The sequence below is a fragment of the Enterobacter cloacae complex sp. S3 genome, from assembly GCF_014930495.1.
GTDB classification, from domain to species: Bacteria; Pseudomonadota; Gammaproteobacteria; order Enterobacterales; family Enterobacteriaceae; genus Enterobacter; species Enterobacter asburiae_B.
Window position 1 is genome coordinate 165,993 of record NZ_JADBRD010000028.1, and the last position, 19,891, is coordinate 185,883.

At 56.5% G+C, this 19,891-nt stretch carries 15 protein-coding genes; 1 reads left to right on the forward strand and 14 read right to left on the reverse strand.

Annotated features, from left to right (window positions below):
• Window positions 1–173: 173 nt before the first annotated feature.
• Genes mukB through cmoM form a run of 4 tightly spaced genes read right to left on the reverse strand, consistent with a single transcriptional unit; the run spans window position 174 to window position 7,415 of the window.
• The gene (gene mukB / locus IM317_RS16805; RefSeq protein WP_033145102.1) at window positions 174–4,625 is read right to left on the reverse strand and encodes a chromosome partition protein MukB; all 4,452 of its coding nucleotides are present in this window, start codon (window positions 4,623–4,625) and stop codon (window positions 174–176) included.
• Window positions 4,625–5,329 carry a chromosome partition protein MukE gene (gene mukE / locus IM317_RS16810; protein ID WP_008499954.1) on the reverse strand — a complete coding sequence of 235 codons (705 nt, stop codon included), beginning with the start codon at window positions 5,327–5,329 and terminating at the stop codon, window positions 4,625–4,627. The genes mukB and mukE overlap by 1 nt, the downstream gene beginning before the upstream one ends.
• Window positions 5,310–6,632 (reverse strand): chromosome partition protein MukF, encoded by a 1,323-nt coding sequence (mukF, locus tag IM317_RS16815; RefSeq protein ID WP_033145101.1) that lies wholly within the window; start codon window positions 6,630–6,632, stop codon window positions 5,310–5,312. The genes mukE and mukF overlap by 20 nt, the downstream gene beginning before the upstream one ends.
• A 3-nt stretch (window positions 6,633–6,635) precedes the next feature.
• Window positions 6,636–7,415 carry a tRNA uridine 5-oxyacetic acid(34) methyltransferase CmoM gene (gene cmoM / locus IM317_RS16820; RefSeq protein WP_033145100.1) on the reverse strand — a complete coding sequence of 260 codons (780 nt, stop codon included), beginning with the start codon at window positions 7,413–7,415 and terminating at the stop codon, window positions 6,636–6,638.
• A gap of 124 nt (window positions 7,416–7,539) precedes the next feature.
• Between cmoM and elyC the strand changes: the two genes are divergently transcribed.
• The gene (gene elyC, locus IM317_RS16825; protein WP_033145099.1) at window positions 7,540–8,319 is read left to right on the forward strand and encodes an envelope biogenesis factor ElyC; all 780 of its coding nucleotides are present in this window, start codon (window positions 7,540–7,542) and stop codon (window positions 8,317–8,319) included.
• Here elyC and IM317_RS16830 read toward each other — a convergent pair.
• The 10 genes from IM317_RS16830 to cmk form a co-directional block, all read right to left on the reverse strand.
• Window positions 8,296–9,189 carry a YcbJ family phosphotransferase gene (locus IM317_RS16830; protein ID WP_033145098.1) on the reverse strand — a complete coding sequence of 298 codons (894 nt, stop codon included), beginning with the start codon at window positions 9,187–9,189 and terminating at the stop codon, window positions 8,296–8,298. The two genes, elyC and IM317_RS16830, sit on opposite strands and share 24 nt — an antisense overlap.
• A gap of 142 nt (window positions 9,190–9,331) precedes the next feature.
• Window positions 9,332–10,078: a 3-deoxy-manno-octulosonate cytidylyltransferase gene (gene kdsB, locus IM317_RS16835; RefSeq protein WP_033145097.1), complete on the reverse strand. Its 747-nt coding sequence runs from the start codon at window positions 10,076–10,078 to the stop codon at window positions 9,332–9,334.
• Window positions 10,075–10,257, reverse strand: a complete 183-nt coding sequence (ycaR, locus tag IM317_RS16840) for a protein YcaR (protein ID WP_006174474.1) — start codon at window positions 10,255–10,257, stop codon at window positions 10,075–10,077. The genes kdsB and ycaR overlap by 4 nt, the downstream gene beginning before the upstream one ends.
• 45 nt (window positions 10,258–10,302) lie before the next feature.
• Window positions 10,303–11,532 (reverse strand): winged helix-turn-helix domain-containing protein, encoded by a 1,230-nt coding sequence (locus IM317_RS16845; protein ID WP_033145096.1) that lies wholly within the window; start codon window positions 11,530–11,532, stop codon window positions 10,303–10,305.
• A gap of 44 nt (window positions 11,533–11,576) precedes the next feature.
• On the reverse strand, window positions 11,577–12,554 hold the full coding sequence (lpxK, locus tag IM317_RS16850; RefSeq protein WP_033145095.1) for a tetraacyldisaccharide 4'-kinase: 978 nt from the start codon (window positions 12,552–12,554) through the stop codon (window positions 11,577–11,579).
• The gene (msbA, locus tag IM317_RS16855; protein WP_033145094.1) at window positions 12,551–14,299 is read right to left on the reverse strand and encodes a lipid A ABC transporter ATP-binding protein/permease MsbA; all 1,749 of its coding nucleotides are present in this window, start codon (window positions 14,297–14,299) and stop codon (window positions 12,551–12,553) included. Before msbA ends, lpxK begins: the two co-directional genes overlap by 4 nt.
• 36 nt (window positions 14,300–14,335) lie before the next feature.
• Window positions 14,336–16,600 (reverse strand): ComEC family protein, encoded by a 2,265-nt coding sequence (locus IM317_RS16860; RefSeq protein ID WP_033145093.1) that lies wholly within the window; start codon window positions 16,598–16,600, stop codon window positions 14,336–14,338.
• A gap of 214 nt (window positions 16,601–16,814) precedes the next feature.
• Window positions 16,815–17,102: an integration host factor subunit beta gene (ihfB, locus tag IM317_RS16865; protein WP_008499965.1), complete on the reverse strand. Its 288-nt coding sequence runs from the start codon at window positions 17,100–17,102 to the stop codon at window positions 16,815–16,817.
• A 170-nt stretch (window positions 17,103–17,272) separates the two neighbouring features.
• Window positions 17,273–18,946: a 30S ribosomal protein S1 gene (gene rpsA, locus IM317_RS16870; RefSeq protein ID WP_014169387.1), complete on the reverse strand. Its 1,674-nt coding sequence runs from the start codon at window positions 18,944–18,946 to the stop codon at window positions 17,273–17,275.
• A gap of 111 nt (window positions 18,947–19,057) precedes the next feature.
• Entirely contained in the window at window positions 19,058–19,741 is a 684-nt protein-coding gene (cmk, locus tag IM317_RS16875) for a (d)CMP kinase (RefSeq protein ID WP_013097305.1), read from the reverse strand.
• Between the last annotated feature and the right edge of the window lie 150 nt (window positions 19,742–19,891).

Below are 19,891 nucleotides of genomic sequence, written 5' to 3' on the forward strand. Positions count from 1 at the left end.
GCCCCCTGTTATCACGACATGCCCATCACGCTGGGGCTTTCTTTCATTATAGGTAGACGGCTAAGCTGTTGCCTTACCTTATGTAAAGAAGTTTAAAGATAACGCAGCCCCAAGCACAAGTTAAGTTTAAAAAAAAAGCGGCGCCAGTGCGCCGCTTCGGGTCAGAAGACGCTTCAGGAAGCGTCCGCCGTGGTTTCCGGCAACGACTCCGGCGGCTGCGGCGCAAAGCCGCGCAGCCCCACAACGTGAACGTGTTCGCTGTTCTGGAACACCTTACGCACCAGTTTGTAGGTGGTGCCCTTCTCGGGGCTGATGTTCTCCGGCGCCGCGATAATGAGCTGCATATCGAGACGTTCGCAAAGCTCGAACAGCGTGGCAATCGAGCGGGCATCAAGTCGCGCCGCCTCATCCAGGAACAGCAGTCGGCATGGCGAGATATCTTTGCCGCGCAGGCGGCGCGCTTCATCTTCCCAGCTCTGTACGACCATCACCAGAATTGACATCCCGGTACCGATCGCTTCACCGGTAGAGAGCGCCCCGGATTCCGCACGCAGCCAGCCATCTGAGCCACGGTTTACCTCAACTTCCATTTCCAGGTAGTTACGGTAGTCCAGCAGCTCTTCACCGATGGTTTGTGGCGTACGCTGGCCCATATCAATCTGCGGGTTCAGGCGCTGATACAGCTTCGCCAGCGCTTCGGAGAAGGTCAGACGGTTGCTGTTGAACAGATCCTGATGCTGCTCGTGCTGCTCTGAGAGCACTTCCAGCAGCGTCGCGTGGGCCTCACGCACGTTGACGTTGAGGCGCACGCTGTTCACCTGGCCAAACGACACGCTCTGCAGACCCTGGTTCAGCTGGCGGATACGGTTCTGCTCGCGCTGAATGGTTTTACGAATAATGTTCGCCACGCTGCGGGAGCTGATCGCCAGCTTCTGTTCGCGGGAGGTCAGTTCTTCCGTCAGACGGCCCAGCTCGATTTCCATCTGTTCGATGGCTTCGACCGGATCGTCGGTACGGATGATGTCCTGACGAATACGCTCGCGCAGGTGCTGGTAAACTGCCACGAAGAACTGGATTTTACGTTCCGGACGTTTCGGATCCTCCGACATGCGCAGCACGTCGCGCAGGTGTTCGTTATCCGCCACCGCCAGACGCAGCGCACCCAGCGCCTTATCCGACATGGAGCGCAGCTCATCGGCAGAGAGATACGCCAGCTCGCGGCGGTGCAGACGACGCTCAACGTTATTGTCTTTCACCATGCGCATCACCGCGCACCAGCCCGCCTTGGCGGTCACGACCTGCTCGCGCATTTCGTGATAGTCGCGTTCCAGCTTGCGCAGGCGACGGGTCAGGTTATCCATTTCGGCTTCGCAGAAGGTCAGCGCTTTTTCCAGCTGATTACGACGCGCGCGGTTATTGCTGAGCTGCGAATGCAGCTCGTCACGACGAATACGCGCGCGCTCTTCTGCCCCGCTGTCGGCACGAACGCCGATGTCCTGAAGCTCTTTCTGCAGATCGTTTAACAGCTCTTTCTTGGTGTCGAAGGAGCTTTTCAGCGAGGCCAGCACCTGGTTGTACTGGTTTAGCTGAGCGGAATGGCTGCGCATTGCTTCGCGGGCGCGAGTACGTTCCGCCTCCGCCTGCTCAAGGCGCTGACGCAGTTTTTCGTTCAGATCGCTGTTACCGCTCAGCATTTCAGCCGAATCGGAGTAGCCAAAGTGGGCCCGACGCTGCACCACTTCCGTCAGGGCAAACGCCTGCTGACGCGCTTCGCGCTGCACCTGCTGCGACCAGGCATAATCTTCTTTTAACTGCTCGAACTGTTCCGGGTCGCTCTGCAGGACAGACACGACGGGCTCCAGCTTCGCCAGCTGATTGCCATGCTGCTGAACGAAACGCGCGGCTTCCTGCGCTTCATCCAGACGCTCCTGGATCTCATCCACACGGTCAGCCAGCGTGTCATCCGCCAGCAGATTCAGGCGCGGCAGAATGCGGTTAAGGGCAGCGACGCCCTCTTTCGCCTGTTCAAACTGAACGCGACTTTGCTGGTTATCACTTTCATGGCTTGCAATCGCACGTTCCAGCTCGCCACGGCGGGTATTGAGCTTGCGGATTTCGGCTTCCGGATCCGCGTCAAACGCTACGGCGAGATGGCTGCCGATAAAGCGGCTGAACGACTGGTGCAGACGCTGGGTTTTCTGCACGTCAAACGACAGGGTCGCAAAACGTTCAGACAGCGTTTCACGCTCGGCGTGCAGGCTCTCGATGCGGCTTTCGCGCGCGGCGCGGCCAAACAGCGGCAGCTCCGGGAAGCGGGAATAACGCCACTGGCGGTCGGCAATTTTCACCACCACCGCTTTTTCCAGCTCGTCGACGCTGAATACGCTGTCATCGAACGACTGCGGATCCCCTTCGATCAGGTAGAGATCTTCCGGGCAATCTTCCAGGCCGGCAAGCTGCTCAGAAATCAGCGACAGATCCGGGACCACAATCGCGTTGCGGGATGGACCGTACAGCGCGGAGAAGTACGGGGCATCGTCCAGGCCAACGTCGTCATAAATCTCGGACAGCAGCACGCCGCCAAAACGCTCGGCTAATGCATTCAGGCGCGGATCTTCTGACCCGCCCGGCTGGCTTAAGCGCTCAATTTCCTCATCGACGTCGCGCTTGCGGGCGCCCACTTCATCACGCTCAACGATGGCTTCACGTTCGCGCTCCAGCAGCTGCTGCAGGTATTCGGTCACTTCCTGACTGGATTCGAACTGCTCGCCGCACTGCTCGCTGAGCTGGTTCAGGCTGCTTTGAGCCGCCAGCCAGACCGGCGCACGCTCCAGGAGCGTCTTCGAACGGGACTGAATCTGCTCCAGCTCCTGACGCAGGGTCATACGCTGTTCGCTGGCGTTTGATACGGTATCGGACAGGGCCGCAATACGCGCTTCCAGCTCCTGATGCAGGGCCTCAAGCTCGTCGAAATCGTAATTTTTTCCCTGACGCTTGCAGAATTCCGCCAGCAGACGCTCGGCTTCCTGCTGCTCGCGCAGGCGCTGCTCCAGCTCGTTCAGACGCATACGCAGCGGCTGAACCTGCTCGGCCAGATGGCGCTGGTTCACACCCTCGCGCAGCAGCTCACGGGCAACGTCCCAGGCTTCGTTACGCGCCAGTGGGCCGTTAATCGCGACCACCAGCTGATAAGCCTGTTCAAACTGGCTGTGCGCCGTTTGCGCGACGCTCATTTTCTGTTCAAGGGAGAGCAGTTTCTCGGTGGCTTCCTGCTCTTTGGCCTGGAAGGTATCCAGCCATTCGTCGGCGCTGTCCGGCGTAAGGTCAGGCAGATGGCACAGCTCTTTTGCACGCTGTAATGCCTGCAGTGCCTGGGTGTACTGAATCGCTCGCGTCTGCTGCACGTCGAGTGCCTGCTGGTAATCGGCAAGCTGGCTTTTCAGCTCATCCACTTCCAGCTCGGCCGCTTCGGCGCGGGCTTCGTTCTCTTCCTGCATGTCGGCGGCTTCAGCCACCACTTCATTTTGCTCTTCGAGACGAATCTGCAGCTCATCGAGGTCCGCTTCATAGCGCTCGATTTTTTCCTGCTGACGCAGCGCGGTCTGCACCAGGTTCAGATGATCGCTGGCGGCCTGATAGTCGGCTTCCAGGTCGCCTTCAGCACCGTTGTGCTCGCCCAGCTCCCGCGCCATTTCAACGTGCTTGTACTGCTCGGCCACCAGCTGTTTACGGGAGGTAAACAGCTCGCGACGGTATTCTAATGCCTGATCGAGATGCACGCGGCGCTCGTTGGCGTGGCGCATGTAGTCCGCCGCCACGTAGTTGGTGGCTTCGCTGATCAGGTGTTTAAACAGGTCGCGGTCAGACTGGGTAACGCGAATCGCTTCCAGCGTCATGCGGTTTTCGCGCAGCGCCGCTTCCATATCCTGGAAGGCCTTACGCACGCCGCTGTTTTCCGGCAGCAGGTAGTCGCGCAGGGAGCGGGTAATCGCGCTGGAGATACCGCCGTACAGAGACGCTTCAATCAGGCGGTAGTATTTGCTGCGGTCTGATGCGGTGCGCAGACGACGCGCCACCACGCCCAGATCGAACATCAGCGAGTGGTAGTCGGTAATCGAGTTGAACTGCTTGAACTGCACGCCTTCGATGGCTTCAAGCTTGTCCTTCAGCTCCTGCAGCGTCAGCACGCGCGCCTGGCGTTCGTTCAGGGTTTCCGTCAGCAGCGCCGTCGGCTGCACGGAGGTCGGCAGCCCCTGGATCGCAAACGGCTTGATATCCACTTTACGGTCGCGACCGGCGACCTGCTGCAGGCGCACGCCCACCACAACGCGCTGATGACGGGAGTTAATGATGTCCAGAACCGAATAACAGACACCGGCCTTCAGCTTACCGTGCAGACCTTTATCACGGGAGCCGCTTGTGGCTCCCGCTTCGGTGGTGTTACGGAAGTGAAGCAGCGTCAGATCGGGGATCAGCGCCGTAACAAAGGCCGCCATGGTGGTGGATTTACCCGCACCGTTACCGCCGGAGAGCGTCGTGACCAGCTCATCCAGATCGAACGTTCGGGCAAAGAAGCCGTTCCAGTTAATCAGCGTCAGTGAGCGAAATTTACCGCGTTCAATCATTACTCTTCCTCCCCGCTATCCGGCAGATTCTCTTCATGCTCGTCATTGAGCTGCAAATGGTTTTCCACCGGCATCGCTTCACCGTCGCGGATCATGCGGAGCTGCGCTTCACGCGCGTCATCGCCCGCGCGCACGTCGGCGCCGAAGCGGAAGACAGATTCCGTAATGCGGAATTTGCTGCTGTCGTGGCCCATAAACCAGACCATCCCCAGACGGCGCAGACGGTTCAGGGAAGAGCGAACTTTTTCCTGTAATTTCTGACGGTCAAGATCCGACCCCGTGGAGCGGTTGTTCACCAGCTTCAGCAGCTTGCTCTCATCTGCCAGCGTCAACAGCTCGTCGTAAAGTTCCTGCTGGGTGAAGATCCCTTCATTCGCCAGACGTTCCGGGCTGAGGTAGAGGTAGCAAAGAATTTTGCCGACCATCATATCCAGCTCGGAGAGCACGGAACGCGGAATAAGTGTTGTGGAGCGCGGGCGCAGGTAGAAAAAACCTTCCGGCGCGCGGATAAGCTCCACGTTATAGCGTGCGTAAAACTCTTCCAGGTACTCCTGGAAGTCCATCAAAAAGGCGTGATTATCCAGCTCGTCTAATCCAATGTGACGACCGGCACGCAGCTGGCTGTCCAGCGCCGGAAATAACGGATTCGCCAGCGCCTGTGCCAGCTTAACTGGCATCACTTGTTCAATATTTGTCAATGACATGCGCCTGTACCTTGGCTCCGTAATCGTTGATTGGCTGCCACTTCGGCGGCAGTCCGGTGAAATCTGCTTGCGCAACGCCCAGGCGCACCGCCTGGTCTACCACAATGCGGGCAATGTCGAAGTGGCGCGCGCGTGGATATTGCGCCAGATAGTCGCGCACCACGAGCCCAAGATCCAGCGGCACTTGTCTGGTTTTGTAGACAGCGAGCTGTTCTTCAATCATCGCCGCAAGCTGCTCGCGAATTTCGTTAAATTCTTCGTATTCCAGATCCGGCGGCAGTTCACCGGTCACCTCTTCATCGCGCAGCGCCATCTCTTCGTCGCGCATATCCAGCAGACGATCGGCATTGGCGTAGGTCAGCGCCCACGGCGCATCGAAATAGGTCTGCACCGACTGACGCAGACGCTGAGCAAAGACGCGGTTTTTATCCATATCAATCGCGGTACGGATAAATTTATGCACATGTCGGTCATAGCCGATCCACAGGTCGATCGACTGCTGGCCCCAGCTGATAATGCGATCGAGTTTGCTCTGCAGATCGAACACCAGGCGGTCGACAAAATGCAGATCGTCGTGTGCCAGCGTCGCATCCTGGATACGCAGCAGGTTAGCCTGCAGCTTGTCTCCTGCGGCTTCCAGCGTATCCTGGAGCTCACGCAGCGTGCCGGAGGTTTCTGACAGCAGAAGTTCACAGCTGGAGATGGCCGCTCGCCAGTCTTTATTCAGCAGCTGGGCGATATCGTCTTTCACCTGCTGCTGCTGTTCGTCCATCAGGCGCTGGGTGAGATCGATACTGTCGAAAATCTCGGCCACCGAATATTTCAGCGGCGCGTAGACGTTACGGTGCCAGTGGAATTCGTCACCGTTTTCATCCGCCGCGTCGGCGGCGCGCTTAAGCTCACCCGCCACGATCGAGAGCTGCATGGAAAGACGCAGCGTAGAAAATTCACGCTGGCGAATATAGTAATCGGTGATGCCGATGCCCAGCGGCGTCAGGCGATAGATGGCGTTTCCTTCCGCCTGCTCGCTGGTAAAGCGGTTCAGCAGACGTTGACGCACCATATCGTTGATTGCGTTGTTAGCACGCACGCTAATGGTTTCGCTGGTTTGCTCAAACGCATCACTGACATGGCGGAACGCATCCACCAGTTCACCCTCGCTCATTTCACCGTCCAGCCGTTCGCCGTTCAGCGTGGCAACCGCCAGCAGGAAAGAGAGTCTGTCTACCGGCAGCGAGATGGAGAAATCGTTTTTCCTGGCCCAGGCAACCAGTTCGGGGACTGTCTGGGAAAATTCACTCATAGGTTATCCTTGCATCTGCGGCTTGTGCGCGGTGACGTGAATATAGCGGCCAAGGCTGATAAAAGGCTCCTGACGGCAATACCGCGTTTCTAATTCTGTTAAGGTGTCAAAACAGTCACGCTGTTTGTGTTTTTCACGCAGATAATCATGAAACACCCTGACGCCCGTCTTCCCGACGATCTGCCAGCCAATCGCTTCCAGCCAGCCATAAACCTGCTGTGGATCGCGCGGATAGTCCGGGGAAAGCGTGCGCTTTTTCTTTTTGGGCATCCCGACCTGCACATAGTCGAAGTTTCCTGCAACCATGTTGTGCATCAGGAAGCCGTTAGCATTGTAGAACATCAGCGACAGCGTGCCGCCCGGGCGCAACATAGACCACAGGGTTTGTAACACGCTTTGCGGATCGGCAACCCACTCCAGCACCGCATGAAACAATATCAGATCAACCTGTGTTTCCAAATGCTGTGCGATGTCCTGAGCGGCGCATTGTATAAAATGCATGTTGTCGCTCACACCTTTCTCTTCTGCAGCACGCGTCGCGCGGGCGACCATTTCAGCAGAAAGATCGCAAAGCGTGACGTGATGACCGCGCTCGGCCATTTTTACCGCCGTCTGCCCTTCACCGCCACCGGCGTCCAGCACGCGCAACGTTTGACCACCAAAGGTAGCCAGAATGGTGTCCAGATCCTGCCAGAGGATCGTCTGACGGAGCTGACCTTTCGTGGTGCCATAAATGTTGCGCGAAAACTTTTCCGCGATGTCATCAAAATTGCGATCCCGCATTGGGAGAGTTCCACTCGCTAACTGCAAAACCGCTATTTTGTCACACCCGCGCGGAGAATGAACCTCTCTGGTGTAATATCACGGGTAATCACCTGCTATATGGTCAAAAAAGGAACCAAAAAGGATGCTTTTTACCCTTAAGAAATACATTGGAGGGATGATGCTTCCCCTTCCGCTGCTGCTCATCACCATCGCGCTGGGGCTGGCGCTGGTGTGGTTCAGTCGCTTTCAGAAGAGTGGCAAAACGCTTATCTCGCTCGGCTGGTGTGTCCTGCTGCTGTTGAGCCTGCAGCCGGTCGCGGATGGTCTGCTACGCCCCATCGAAAACAAATACCCAACATGGCAGGGAAATCAGAAAGTGGCGTACATCGTGGTGCTGGGCGGCGGATATACCTGGGATCCTGACTGGGCCCCCAGTTCAAACCTGATCAACAACAGCCTGCCGCGGCTAAACGAAGGCATTCGCCTCTGGCTGGCGAACCCGGGTTCAAAAATGATCTTCACCGGCGCGGCGGCCAAAACGAACCCGGTGAGTACGGCTGAAGCGGGCGCCAGGGTCGCAGAATCACTCGGCGTGCCGCGTTCCTCGATTATCACTCTGGACAGTCCAAAAGATACCGAAGAAGAGGCTGCCGCAGTGAAGCAGGCAATTGGCGATGTCCCGTTCTTACTGGTGACCTCCGCCTCACACCTGCCCCGCGCGATGATTTTCTTCCAGAAGCAAGGCCTGCACCCGCTTCCCGCACCGGCAAACCAGATGGCCATCGACGCGCCGCTTAACCCGTGGGAACGGGCGATCCCATCCCCGGCCTGGCTGATGCATAGCGATCGCGTCGGTTATGAGACGCTCGGGCGCCTCTGGCAGTGGCTGAAAGGATCGTCAGGCGAGCCAGGGCAAGAGTGATTTTGTTGCCAGGTCGAAATTTGCGCGATTAAAACGTCCGGTGTTGACCAGCTGCGCGACTTCGTCCCAGAGCAGGTAAAGCCAGCGCCGCCAGAGAAACGCTTCTGCAACGGGCGCGCGTTGAAGGTAGTGCCACAGTAAACCTTCCGCCGCCCCGCTGTCGCTGAGCCTGAACAGCTCGTATTCGCGCGGAGCCCAGAGCATGATCCCCGGCCCGAGCATCGCCAGAAGCTGATCGCTGCGGGAGTCCTTGAGCATGCTGCGCAGGGTGAAATTACCGTGGATCAGCACGCAGTTGTCATTAAAACCGTCGAATAGCGCCGGTAAGCACTCGCGGGTGCGAAACAGAATACGTTTGTCCTGCATGGTTAAACCGGTATTGTTGAACTGGTTAAGCGTTCCCCACAGCACTTCCACCCGCTGGCGATACCACAGCGGCCACAGGTTTTCCTGAGTGCTGTCGACCGGACCGACAAGCCCGCGGCTATCCTGACGGTGCCAGGCCAGCAGCGCCTCGACAATCTGGTCTTTTAAGTGCTCCCAGCGTTCAGGCGTGCGCGCTGGCGCTTCAACGGGCACGCCGCGTAAACGCTCAATCAGCAACACATCCGGGCCGGGGTGTTCCTCGTGGGTCATCACGCCGTACACCGTCGGCATACGGACGGTTCCCTCCCGCGCCAGCATCGACATTTTCCATGCCAGCTGCCTGGCAACGCCCGGCGAGGTGAAACTTCTGGCCATCAGCGGCATTGGGTTGCCCTGACTGTCATACAACGACCAAAGCGCGGTATCGGCCTTTTCACTCACGCATTCGACCCGGCTTAATTTCTCACCCAGCAGATGGCTAAGTTCGGCACGCAGCTGTTCCATATGAGATTACCCCCATTAAGACTACTGCTTTTATAATGAGCGTCCTGAAGGGAGATGTCACCCGGAAGAGAACAATTAGGAAAAAGAAAGGGGAATTAGCGAGGGAGAGAACATCCCTCCGACAGGAGGGATGCAGGCGGGATTAGCGCAATTCGGCGCGAACGCGCTCAAGATCTTCCGGCGTATCAACGCCCGTTCCAGGCACTTCGCTGGCAACGGCAACGTGAATTTTTTCGCCGTACCAGAGCACGCGAAGCTGCTCCAGCATTTCGATCTGCTCCAGCGGACTCGGCGCCCAGGTAACATATCGACGAATAAAACCGGCCCGATAGCCGTAGATCCCGATATGACGCAGGAAAATATCACCGATTGTCTCTTTAGAGAGCGCAAAGCGATCGCGATCCCACGGGATCGTGGCGCGGGAGAAATAGAGCGCATAGCCTTCGGCATCCATGACCACCTTCACCGCATTGGGATTGAATGCCTCTTCAGCGTGGTGAATGGGCACCGCGAGCGTCGCCATACCGACCTGACGCTGAGCCAGGTTTTCTGCCACCTGACGGATAATCACCGCCGGGATCATCGGCTCGTCACCCTGCACGTTCACGATGACCGTATCATCACCGAAGCCACATTTTTCAACCACTTCCGCCAGACGCTCGGTGCCGGACTGGTGATCGGCGCGGGTCATGCATACCTCACCGCCTGCCGCCTCAACCGCACGGGCGACGTCAGGATGATCGGTAGCAACAATCACGCGATCGGCACCGGATTCACGCGCACGCTCAAGGACATGCACAATCATCGGCTTGCCGTTGATATCCACCAGCGGTTTACCCGGCAGACGCGTTGAGGCATAACGCGCAGGAATAATGACAACAAAACTCATGGTTTGCTCTCTTCTGCCACCAGGGAACGAGCTTCATTTTCCAGCAGTACCGGAATGCCGTCACGCAGCGGGAAAGCCAGGCTGTCCAGCTTGCAGATCAGCTCCTGTTTGTCCTGGCTGTAGTAGAGTTTGCCGTTGCATACCGGGCAGGCAATAATTTCAAGTAAACGGTGATCCATAGTTCCTCCGTATGGGTAATCGCTAAAGCTTAACACATTCCCTTTTCAGGGAGTGCCTGTTTCCCAGCCACTTCGACAGGATGTAAACAGTCCGTCGGGCACCCGGCCCAGCGTCACGTCGCGGGCACCCTGCCAGCGCGCGAATTCGCTAATGGCGAACGTTAACCCTTTTTCCAGGCTCGCCGTCACCCTGACGCCCTCTTCCAGATAAAGCGCAATGATTTCAAGCGTGCCGGTCTTGCGGTGCATTTTGGCGTCCATGCGCCCGACCAGTTGCCCCTTATGCAGCAGCGGGAGTACAAAGTAACCATACTGGCGCTTTGGCGCCGGGGTATAACATTCCAGCCGGTAGCTAAAATCGAACAGCTGCTCGGCGCGTTTTCTGTCCCAGACAACCGGGTCAAAAGGCGACAACACCGCACTGTGGGTTGCCTGAAGTTTCCCCTCCTGGGCCAGAGGCAGTAGCGGGAGGAGATCCGCATGCAGCCACATTTCGCCCAGCGTTTCCACCGTGACGGGGATGACGCGCTGTTCGCGTTGCCAGATGTCCAGCAGCGGTTTCAGCGCGGGCTGGCGAAGGCGATAGTAATCAGCCAGCCATTGCGGGCGGAAAATCCCCAGGCTGCGGGCGCTGTTTTCGAGCATGATAGCCTCGGCCGCCTCCTGGGTAAGCAGGTCACGCTCGTCGTCCCAGTGCGGCATCACGCGATGCGTCAGGTCGTAGACGCGCTGAAAATTACGCCGCTCAATCACCATGACTTTGCCTGAGGTAAACAGCCCTTCGAGATGACGTTTATGCGGTTTCCACTCCCACCAGCCGCTGGTGCCTTTGCGCGGGTGTTCAAAATCGGCGGAGCGTACGGGGCCGTTTTCCTGAATATGCGCGATAAGCTGCTCAATTTCAGCCGCATGTTCCAGCATCCACGCCTGGCGATACTTCCAGCCCATCTTTTCAGGGGCAAGCATACGGTGGCGAACCAGGGCAAAATCACTGCGGGGCAGGAAGCAGGCTTCGTGCGCCCAGTACTCCATTAACTCTCCCTCGCTGAGCGCCTCATCCAGCCACTGTGAAGGATAATTCCCAAGGCGGCTAAACAGCACCAGGTAAGGACTGCGGGCCACAATGTTAATGGTGTCGATTTGAAGCAGCGACATGCGCTGGACGGTCGAGAGAATATCGGCAGGCTGCGCGTGGCGGCGGGGCTTTTTAAGCAGCCCCTGCGCGGCAAGGTGTAAATGACGTGCGGCTGAAAGCGAGAGTTGCGGTAAAGACATGCGTTTTCCTGTCAGTCAAAGCGCCACCAGAACCGCGTAAGCCTTTACTGCACCAACGCAATCAGTTCCTTGAGCAAACGTTCCGGCTGATCGCCGCTGAGTTCAGCGTCAACCGGCAGATACCACCAGTTATCTTTCGCAAAGGCACGGCATTTCACCGCATCTTTTTCGGTCATGATCAGCGACTGCCCGGGTACGGTCAGGGCGTCTACCTCCCCTTCCACCAGCGCCTGGTGGTCGGCCAGCGGAACGCGTTTTTCCAGCCGGGCCCCACACTGCTCCAGCGTCGCGAAGAAGCGCGGCGGATGGCCAATACCCGCCATCGCCACCGGTGAAGGCAGCTCAGCAACCGACCGGCGCTCACCCGTCACCAGGTTGATCGCCAGGCCTGGCTGCAGGTACATCGGGATTTCACCCGCTTTTGCCTCACCACCGTTCACAATCACCGCATCAACGGACTTAAGGCGCGAAGCGCGTTCGCGCATGGGCCCGGCCGGCAGCCACCAGCCGTTACCGAAGCGGCGAACCCCGTCGATGACCACAATCTCTTTATCACGCGCCAGGGCGTAATGCTGCAGGCCATCGTCAGTGATAATGATTTGTACCGCGTGTTCGGCAAGCAGTGCCTGAACGGCGTCGCTGCGCACCGGGGAGACCGCAACCGGCGCGCCGGTACGCTGGAAAATCAATACCGGCTCATCACCCGCTTCGGCAGTCGTGGTTTCCGCCGTCAGCAGCAGTGGATAACGCGCCGCTTTACCACCATATCCGCGCGATACCACCCCCGGGCGGATACCGCGTTTTTGCAATTGCTCCACCAGCCAGATCACCACCGGCGTTTTACCGTTGCCACCCGCCGTAAGATTACCGACCACCACCACCGGAACCGGCGCGCGCCAGGCACGCTTCAGCCCCAGACGGTAAAGCAGACGAATTGTGCCGCTCACCAGGCCGTAAAGCCAGGAGAGCGGCAAAAGCAGCAGCCACAGCGGGGATTCACCGGACCAGATGCGTGCAATCATTCGCCAAACTGCATCTTATGAAGCTGGGCGTAAACGCCGCGGTGTTCCAGCAAATCAGCATGGCTTCCGCGTTCAACAATGATACCGTCCTCAACCACGACGATTTCGTCAGCCTGCTCGATAGTCGACAGACGGTGAGCAATCACCAGCGAGGTACGGTTCTTTTGCAGCTCATCCAGCGCAGACTGAATAGCGCGTTCAGATTCCGTATCCAGCGCGGAGGTCGCTTCGTCCAGAATCAGAATTGGGCTATCGCGCAGCAGCGCACGCGCAATGGCGATACGCTGACGCTGACCGCCGGAGAGCAGCACCCCGTTCTCACCGATTATCGTATCCAGACCGTTATCCATCTTGTTGATAAAGTCCATTGCGTAGGCCATACGCGCGGCATTCTCAATCTGCTCACGGCTGTATTCATCCGTGCGCGCATACGCAATGTTGTTTGCCACAGTATCGTTGAACAGGTGCACGTTCTGGGAAACCAGCGCCACCTGGTTACGCAGCGACTGCAGGGTATATTCCCGCAGGTCATGACCGTCCAGGAGGATCTCACCTTCGTTAATATCGTAGAAACGGGTGATCAGGCTGGCAATGGTCGATTTACCCGAGCCGGAACGGCCCACCAGCGCCACGGTTTTACCCGCCGGAATGGACAGGTTGATATTACGCAGCGCCGGCGTTTCACGTCCAGGATAGGCGAAAGTGACATTGCGAAATTCAACGTCGCCACGGGCGCGCTCAATCTCGCGTGTACCTTCATCTTTTTCCTGTTCGGAATCCAGAATGCTGAACAGCGTCTGACAGGCGGCCATCCCGCGCTGGAACTGGGCGTTCACGTTCGTCAGGGATTTCAGCGGACGCATCAGGGCGATCATTGAGGAGAAGACCACGGTGATAGTACCCGCCGTCAGCGTCTCCATCACGCTAGGGAAACTTGCCGCATAGAGGACGAATGCCAGCGCCAGGGACGCAATCAGCTGAATAATCGGGTCAGAGATGGAAGAGGCCGAGACCATTTTCATCCCCTGCAGACGCATTTTATTGCTGACTTTATCGAAGCGTTTGGTTTCGACGTCCTGACCGCCAAAAATCAGAACTTCTTTATGCCCTTTCAGCATCTGTTCCGCGCTGGTCGTCACCTGCCCCATCGTGTTCTGCATATTCTTACTGATATTGCGGAAGCGCTTTGAGACGACGCGGATAGCAATAGAAACTATCGGCGCCAGAACGATAAGGATGATCGACAGCTGCCAGCTGTAATAGAACATCATCGCGAACAGGCCGATGATTGACGCGCCCTCACGCACAACGGTGATCAGCGCGCTCGAGGACGAGGAGGCAACCTGCTCTGAGTCGTAGGTAATACGGGACAGCAGCGTCCCGGTAGACTGCTTGTCAAAGAACGAAACCGGCATGCCCATCATGTGGCTGAACAGGCGACGGCGCATGGTCATCACCACTTTCCCTGATACCCAGGAAATACAGTAGCTGGAGATATAGCTGGTGATGCCGCGTAAGATCATCAGTCCGATAACCACCAGAGGCATCCATAGCAACACTGAGCGATCCGTTTTACCAAAACCGTCGTCCAGTAACGGTTTGAGAAGCGATAGCATAAAAGTATCGCTGGCTGCGTTGAGGATTAACGCTACTCCCGCCACGATCAGGCCTGTTTTAAAGGGCGCAATCATCGGCCAGAGTCGGCGGAAGGTTTGCCACGTGGAGAGATCTTTGTCGTTATGCATTCAAAAAACCAGCATTCGTTGAAATAGCCGCATATTCTACCCGTTATCGACGGGCTCGCCAAACCACTGATGATACCAAACGGGTAAAAATTGCTCTCGCAAGCGCCGGATTTGCCAGTGATGTTGCGAGAATGTCACCGATATTTGTCCAGAATGAGGGGTATCGTGCCAGATGTACCCCTCTTTTCGGTAGCGTCGGACAACTTTTGCCGACGGGAATCGCCATGCGTTATAGCGGGCCGCTGAATCCAGGGCGATCTGACCTTCCACCCGCTGCACCAGCGGCAATGACGACGAAGTATTGCTGCCATGATGGGGCACCTGTATAAGCGTAGACGTCAGATAACGCCAGTAATGGCTAAGCATAGCCTGTTCCGCTTGCGCTTCAATGTCCCCCGTTAGCAGAACGCTCTGCTCACCGTCGTCCACCTTTACCACGCAGGAATGGTTGTTTCCCTGCGCCGGGTAATTTTCGGGGGGCCAATGGACGGTGAAGGAGAGTCCCTGCCATTTCCATCTCTGCCCGCGAAAACAGGGGCGATGCCCCGCCTGGCGCAATGGGCTTCTTACCCACGCGTCAGGCCACGCTTTTTGCAACGATGCGAGTCCTCCCGCATGGTCGAGGTGCTCATGACTGAGAATAACGCCTTCAGGCCGCAGGTGATGCCAGCGAAGCCACGGGATAATCAACCGCTGCGCGCTATCCCCGCCCGGCCAGGCGAGCCCGGTATCATAGAGAATGGCTTTCCCCTGCCGTTCAATGACCATCGCCAGCCCCTGACCCACATCCAGCATATGCAGCGTCCAGCTCTCGTTTTTTTCCGTTCGCCACAGAGGAAATGTCAGTAAGGCACTTCCTGCAAGACAAACGGCTGGAAGGGTTTTCCAGGCACGAAAGCGCCAGCCAATGATGATAAGCCAGGGCAGTAATGTCATGTACTGCCAGCGTTGGTCGACATTTTGCCAGCCGTCAGGCAGGCGCATGAGGAGCCAGAACAGCCCCGCAAGTGATTTATCGGCTGCGAACCAGACAACGCTTTCAGGTGCCGCCAACGGCAACAGATGAAGCAGCATACCGAGCAGAATCAGCGGCACGGAGACAAACGTCACCAGGGGAACGGCAAAGAGATTCGCGACCAGAGAAGAAATGCTGAAGCCGTGGAAAATCAGAACCTGTAACGGCATCATCAGCATCAGCATGCCCACCTGCAGATAGATCAGGTTCAGCAGCGGCCGTAGACGTCGTGCCCTGCGCCAGCCAGGAAGAGGCAGCCACTGAAACCAGAAAATCAGCGCGGCGACGGCAAATGCAGACAAGAGCAGACTCTGCGAGAGTATGGCTAAGGGATCGCTTATCAGGATCGCCGCGATACAGCAGACCCACACCTGCCAGGGAGACCACTGACGGGCAACGATCCGCAACATTGCAAGCACAGCAAGCGCGATGACCGTTCGTAGCGCAGGCGGTTGAAGACCGGTAAGCCAGGCGTAGAAAGCGGCAAAGCATAACCCGGCCAGAAGAGGCATTTGCCAGTGGATCCGGTGGCTGGGTAATAAAAACTGGAGCCCACGTGCGAGTAACCAGGCGAGGGATGCCGCCAGCGCGATATGCAGTCCCGAAATCGCCATCAGATGCAGCGTCCCGGTTTCACGCATCAGGTCTTGTATTTCCCGGGGCACATCCAGACGTTCACCCATTCCCAGTCCGAGGATAACTGCCCCCCATCGGTAAGCAGAAAGGCGGTTTTGCAGTGACATGAGATATTGCGCTCGCAGGCTGCAGCGTCCATCAACGAGTTCCGCACGGGTGAAACGCCCGCTCAGCGTTTGATGGCGGGCAAAAGCGCTGCGCTGAGAATCATAACCGCCGTCGTTCAGCTCGCCGTGGGCAGGCCTGAGCCTGAGCGTCATGGTCCAGCGCTGACCGGCACACGCTTTCTGTGGCAGATAATTGCCATACAGCGTTATGCCGGTAGAGGCCCACCAGCGCTTGCCATCAATGCTAAGAATGTTTCCCTGATGCTGCGTTGCGCCATCTGTGGCGGTGATCGCTACCTCAGCCTGCACGGCCCCCGTGGTTAAATGCTGCATCGGCCAGACGCTCTCCTTCGCAGCCAGAATACCCCACACGCAACATAACAGCGTGATACCCGCATACTTCAGTCGTACGTTTCGCCGTGCGGCCAGCACGATCCCGCCAACAATCATTATCCACACGGTGTGACGTGATGGCAGTTCAGGTAACCAGAGTAACGGGGCTATCGCCAGAATGGCGCAGATACTAAGCGCGGGAATTCCCATTGCTACCTCCCTGTTTCAGAGGGGCAGTATGTAATCAGGTAGAAGGAATTGTCAGATGGTAAGAATGCGTTTTACAGCGCGCGCTGTGCTGTTTTTATCGGTTTGCAGAAAACGAAACGGAAAATGCGGGGTATCTTCAGAATGAAAGCGACAGAGACAAAAAAAGCACCCGCAGGTGCTTTCTTTCGAACCCAGTTTAACCGACTGGCTAAACTCAGTTACCGTAAATATTGGCGCGATCGCGCAGTTCTTTACCCGGCTTAAAGTGTGGAACGTACTTACCTTCCAGCTCGACTTTATCGCCAGTTTTCGGGTTACGCCCGGTACGTGGAGCACGATAGTGCAGAGAAAAACTACCGAAACCGCGGATTTCAATGCGCTCGCCCTGGGCAAGAGTGGAGGCCATATGCTCCAGCATCTCTTTTACGGCATCTTCCACTGCCTTGGCAGGGATATGCGGTTGCTGACTGGCAAGTCTTTCAATCAATTCTGACTTGGTCATGATTCCTCCGGTTCCTTTCAAACCAATTAGCTGAACAGCTCATTAAACAAGGGCGGCCGTAGCCGCCCTTTGTTATTGATTACAGGACGAATCCTGCAATCTGTCAAGTTTGCTCCTCATCCTTCACGCTGTAAATGCGTTACAGCGCAAATGATGCTGAGAACCTGATATTACTCGCCTTTAGCTGCTTTGAAAGCTTCAGCCATTGCGTTGTTAGAGAAGTTTGCATCTTCCTGTTTGTTAACAGTTGCGATTGCATCTTTCTCATCAGCTTCGTCTTTAGCACGAACAGACAGGCTGATTGCACGGTTCTTACGGTCAACACCGGTGAACTTAGCTTCAACGTCGTCGCCTACGTTCAGAACCAGAGTGGCATCTTCAACGCGGTCACGTGAAGCTTCAGAAGCGCGCAGGTAACCTTCAACGCCGTCAGCCAGTTCTACGGTTGCGCCTTTAGCGTCAACTGCAGTCACTTTACCGTTTACGATTGCGCCTTTCTTGTTCAGTGCAACCCAGTTGTTGAACGGATCTTCTGCGAGCTGTTTAACGCCCAGGGAGATACGCTCACGCTCTGCGTCAACCTGCAGAACAACTGCAGCGATTTCGTCGCCTTTTTTGTATTCACGAACTGCTTCTTCGCCTGCAACGTTCCAGGAGATGTCAGACAGGTGAACCAGGCCATCGATGCCGCCGTCCAGGCCGATGAAGATACCGAAGTCAGTGATAGACTTGATTTTACCTTCAACACGGTCACCCTTGTTGTGGGTTTCCGCGAACTGCTGCCATGGGTTGTTTTTGCACTGTTTCAGGCCCAGGGAGATACGACGACGTTCTTCGTCGATATCCAGAACCATCACTTCCACTACATCACCAACGTTAACAACTTTGGATGGGTGGATGTTTTTGTTGGTCCAGTCCATTTCGGAAACGTGCACCAGGCCTTCAACGCCTTCTTCGATTTCAACGAAGCAGCCGTAGTCAGTCAGGTTGGTTACGCGACCAGTCAGTTTAGTACCTTCTGGGTAACGCTTAGCGATAGCTACCCATGGATCTTCGCCCAGCTGTTTCAGGCCGAGGGATACACGAGTACGCTCGCGGTCGAACTTCAGCACTTTAACAGTGATTTCGTCGCCCACGTTCACGATTTCGCTTGGGTGCTTAACGCGTTTCCACGCCATGTCGGTGATGTGCAACAGGCCATCAACGCCGCCCAGGTCAACGAATGCGCCGTAGTCAGTGAGGTTCTTAACGATACCTTTGACTTCCATGCCTTCCTGCAGGTTTTCCAGCAGCTGATCGCGTTCTGCGCTGTTTTCGGATTCGATAACGGCACGACGGGATACAACAACGTTGTTACGCTTCTGGTCCAGCTTGATTACTTTGAACTCAAGCTCTTTGCCTTCCAGGTGCAGAGTGTCACGAACTGGACGAACGTCTACCAGAGAACCTGGCAGGAACGCACGAATACCATTCAGCTCAACAGTGAAGCCACCTTTAACTTTGCCGTTGATAACACCGACCACAGTTTCAGCTTCTTCGTAAGCTTTTTCCAGCGTGATCCATGCTTCGTGACGTTTAGCTTTCTCACGAGAAAGCAGGGTTTCACCGAAGCCGTCTTCTACTGCGTCCAGAGCAACGTCAACTTCGTCACCTACCTGGATTTCCAGCTCGCCCTGGGCGTTTTTGAACTGCTCTGCCGGAATGGCGGACTCAGATTTCAGACCGGCGTCAACCAGTACTACGTCTTTGTCGATAGCAACAACAACACCGCGAACGATGGAACCCGGGCGGGTTTCGATTGTTTTTAAGGATTCTTCAAACAGTTGAGCAAAAGATTCAGTCATGTTTAATCTTCAGGTTAATATTAACGTCCACCTGGCTCCGTGCCGGATGGGGTTGTTTCACATACCCGCCGTCAATCCCTTGCAGCGGGGGTACTGCTAAATCGGTCGCGATTACGCGAGTGCCAGTTTTTGGCGCGCATATTGTAGCGCTTTTTCAATCACTTGCTCAATAGTTAAACTGGTTGAATCCAGAACTAATGCATCTTCTGCAGGAACAAGTGGGGCGACGGCGCGGTTACGATCGCGGTCATCGCGCTCTTTTATCTCGGATAAAAGGCGATCAAAGTTAACACTAAACCCCTTTTCCTGCAACTGAAGCATGCGGCGTTGAGCACGTTCTTCCGAAGAGGCGTCAAGGAAAATTTTCACTGGCGCATCAGGGAATACCACCGTTCCCATATCGCGTCCGTCAGCGATCAGCCCGGGGGCTTCACGGAACGCGCGCTGACGACGTAACAGCGCCTCGCGAACGCGCGGGAACGCCGCGACCTGAGAGGCCGCATTAGCCACTTCCTGCGTACGGATTTCGCCGCTCACGTCTTCCCCTTCAAGGATGACTTCCAGGTTGCCATCGGTCGATACGAAACGCACATCCAGATGCGCAGCCAGCGGAACCAGCGCTTCTTCAGACGCGACATCCACATGGTGATGCAGCGCGGCCAGCGCCAGCACGCGATAGATTGCTCCCGAATCTAAAAGATGCCATTGCAATGCTTCCGCCATCGCTTTGCACAGAGTACCTTTCCCTGCGCCACTCGGCCCATCAATGGTGATTACCGGGGCAACTGCCGTCATCTTTTTCTCCTTAAATAAGGCATACCGTTTACATGAACGCCGCGCATTATACGCGCCAACGTGCGCAACTGTTACCTTTGCGTGCAAATTACGGAATGATTGAAGCAGAGTGTAGAAGAAATGAGCGGAGGTGTTCGTAATGAAGCGTAA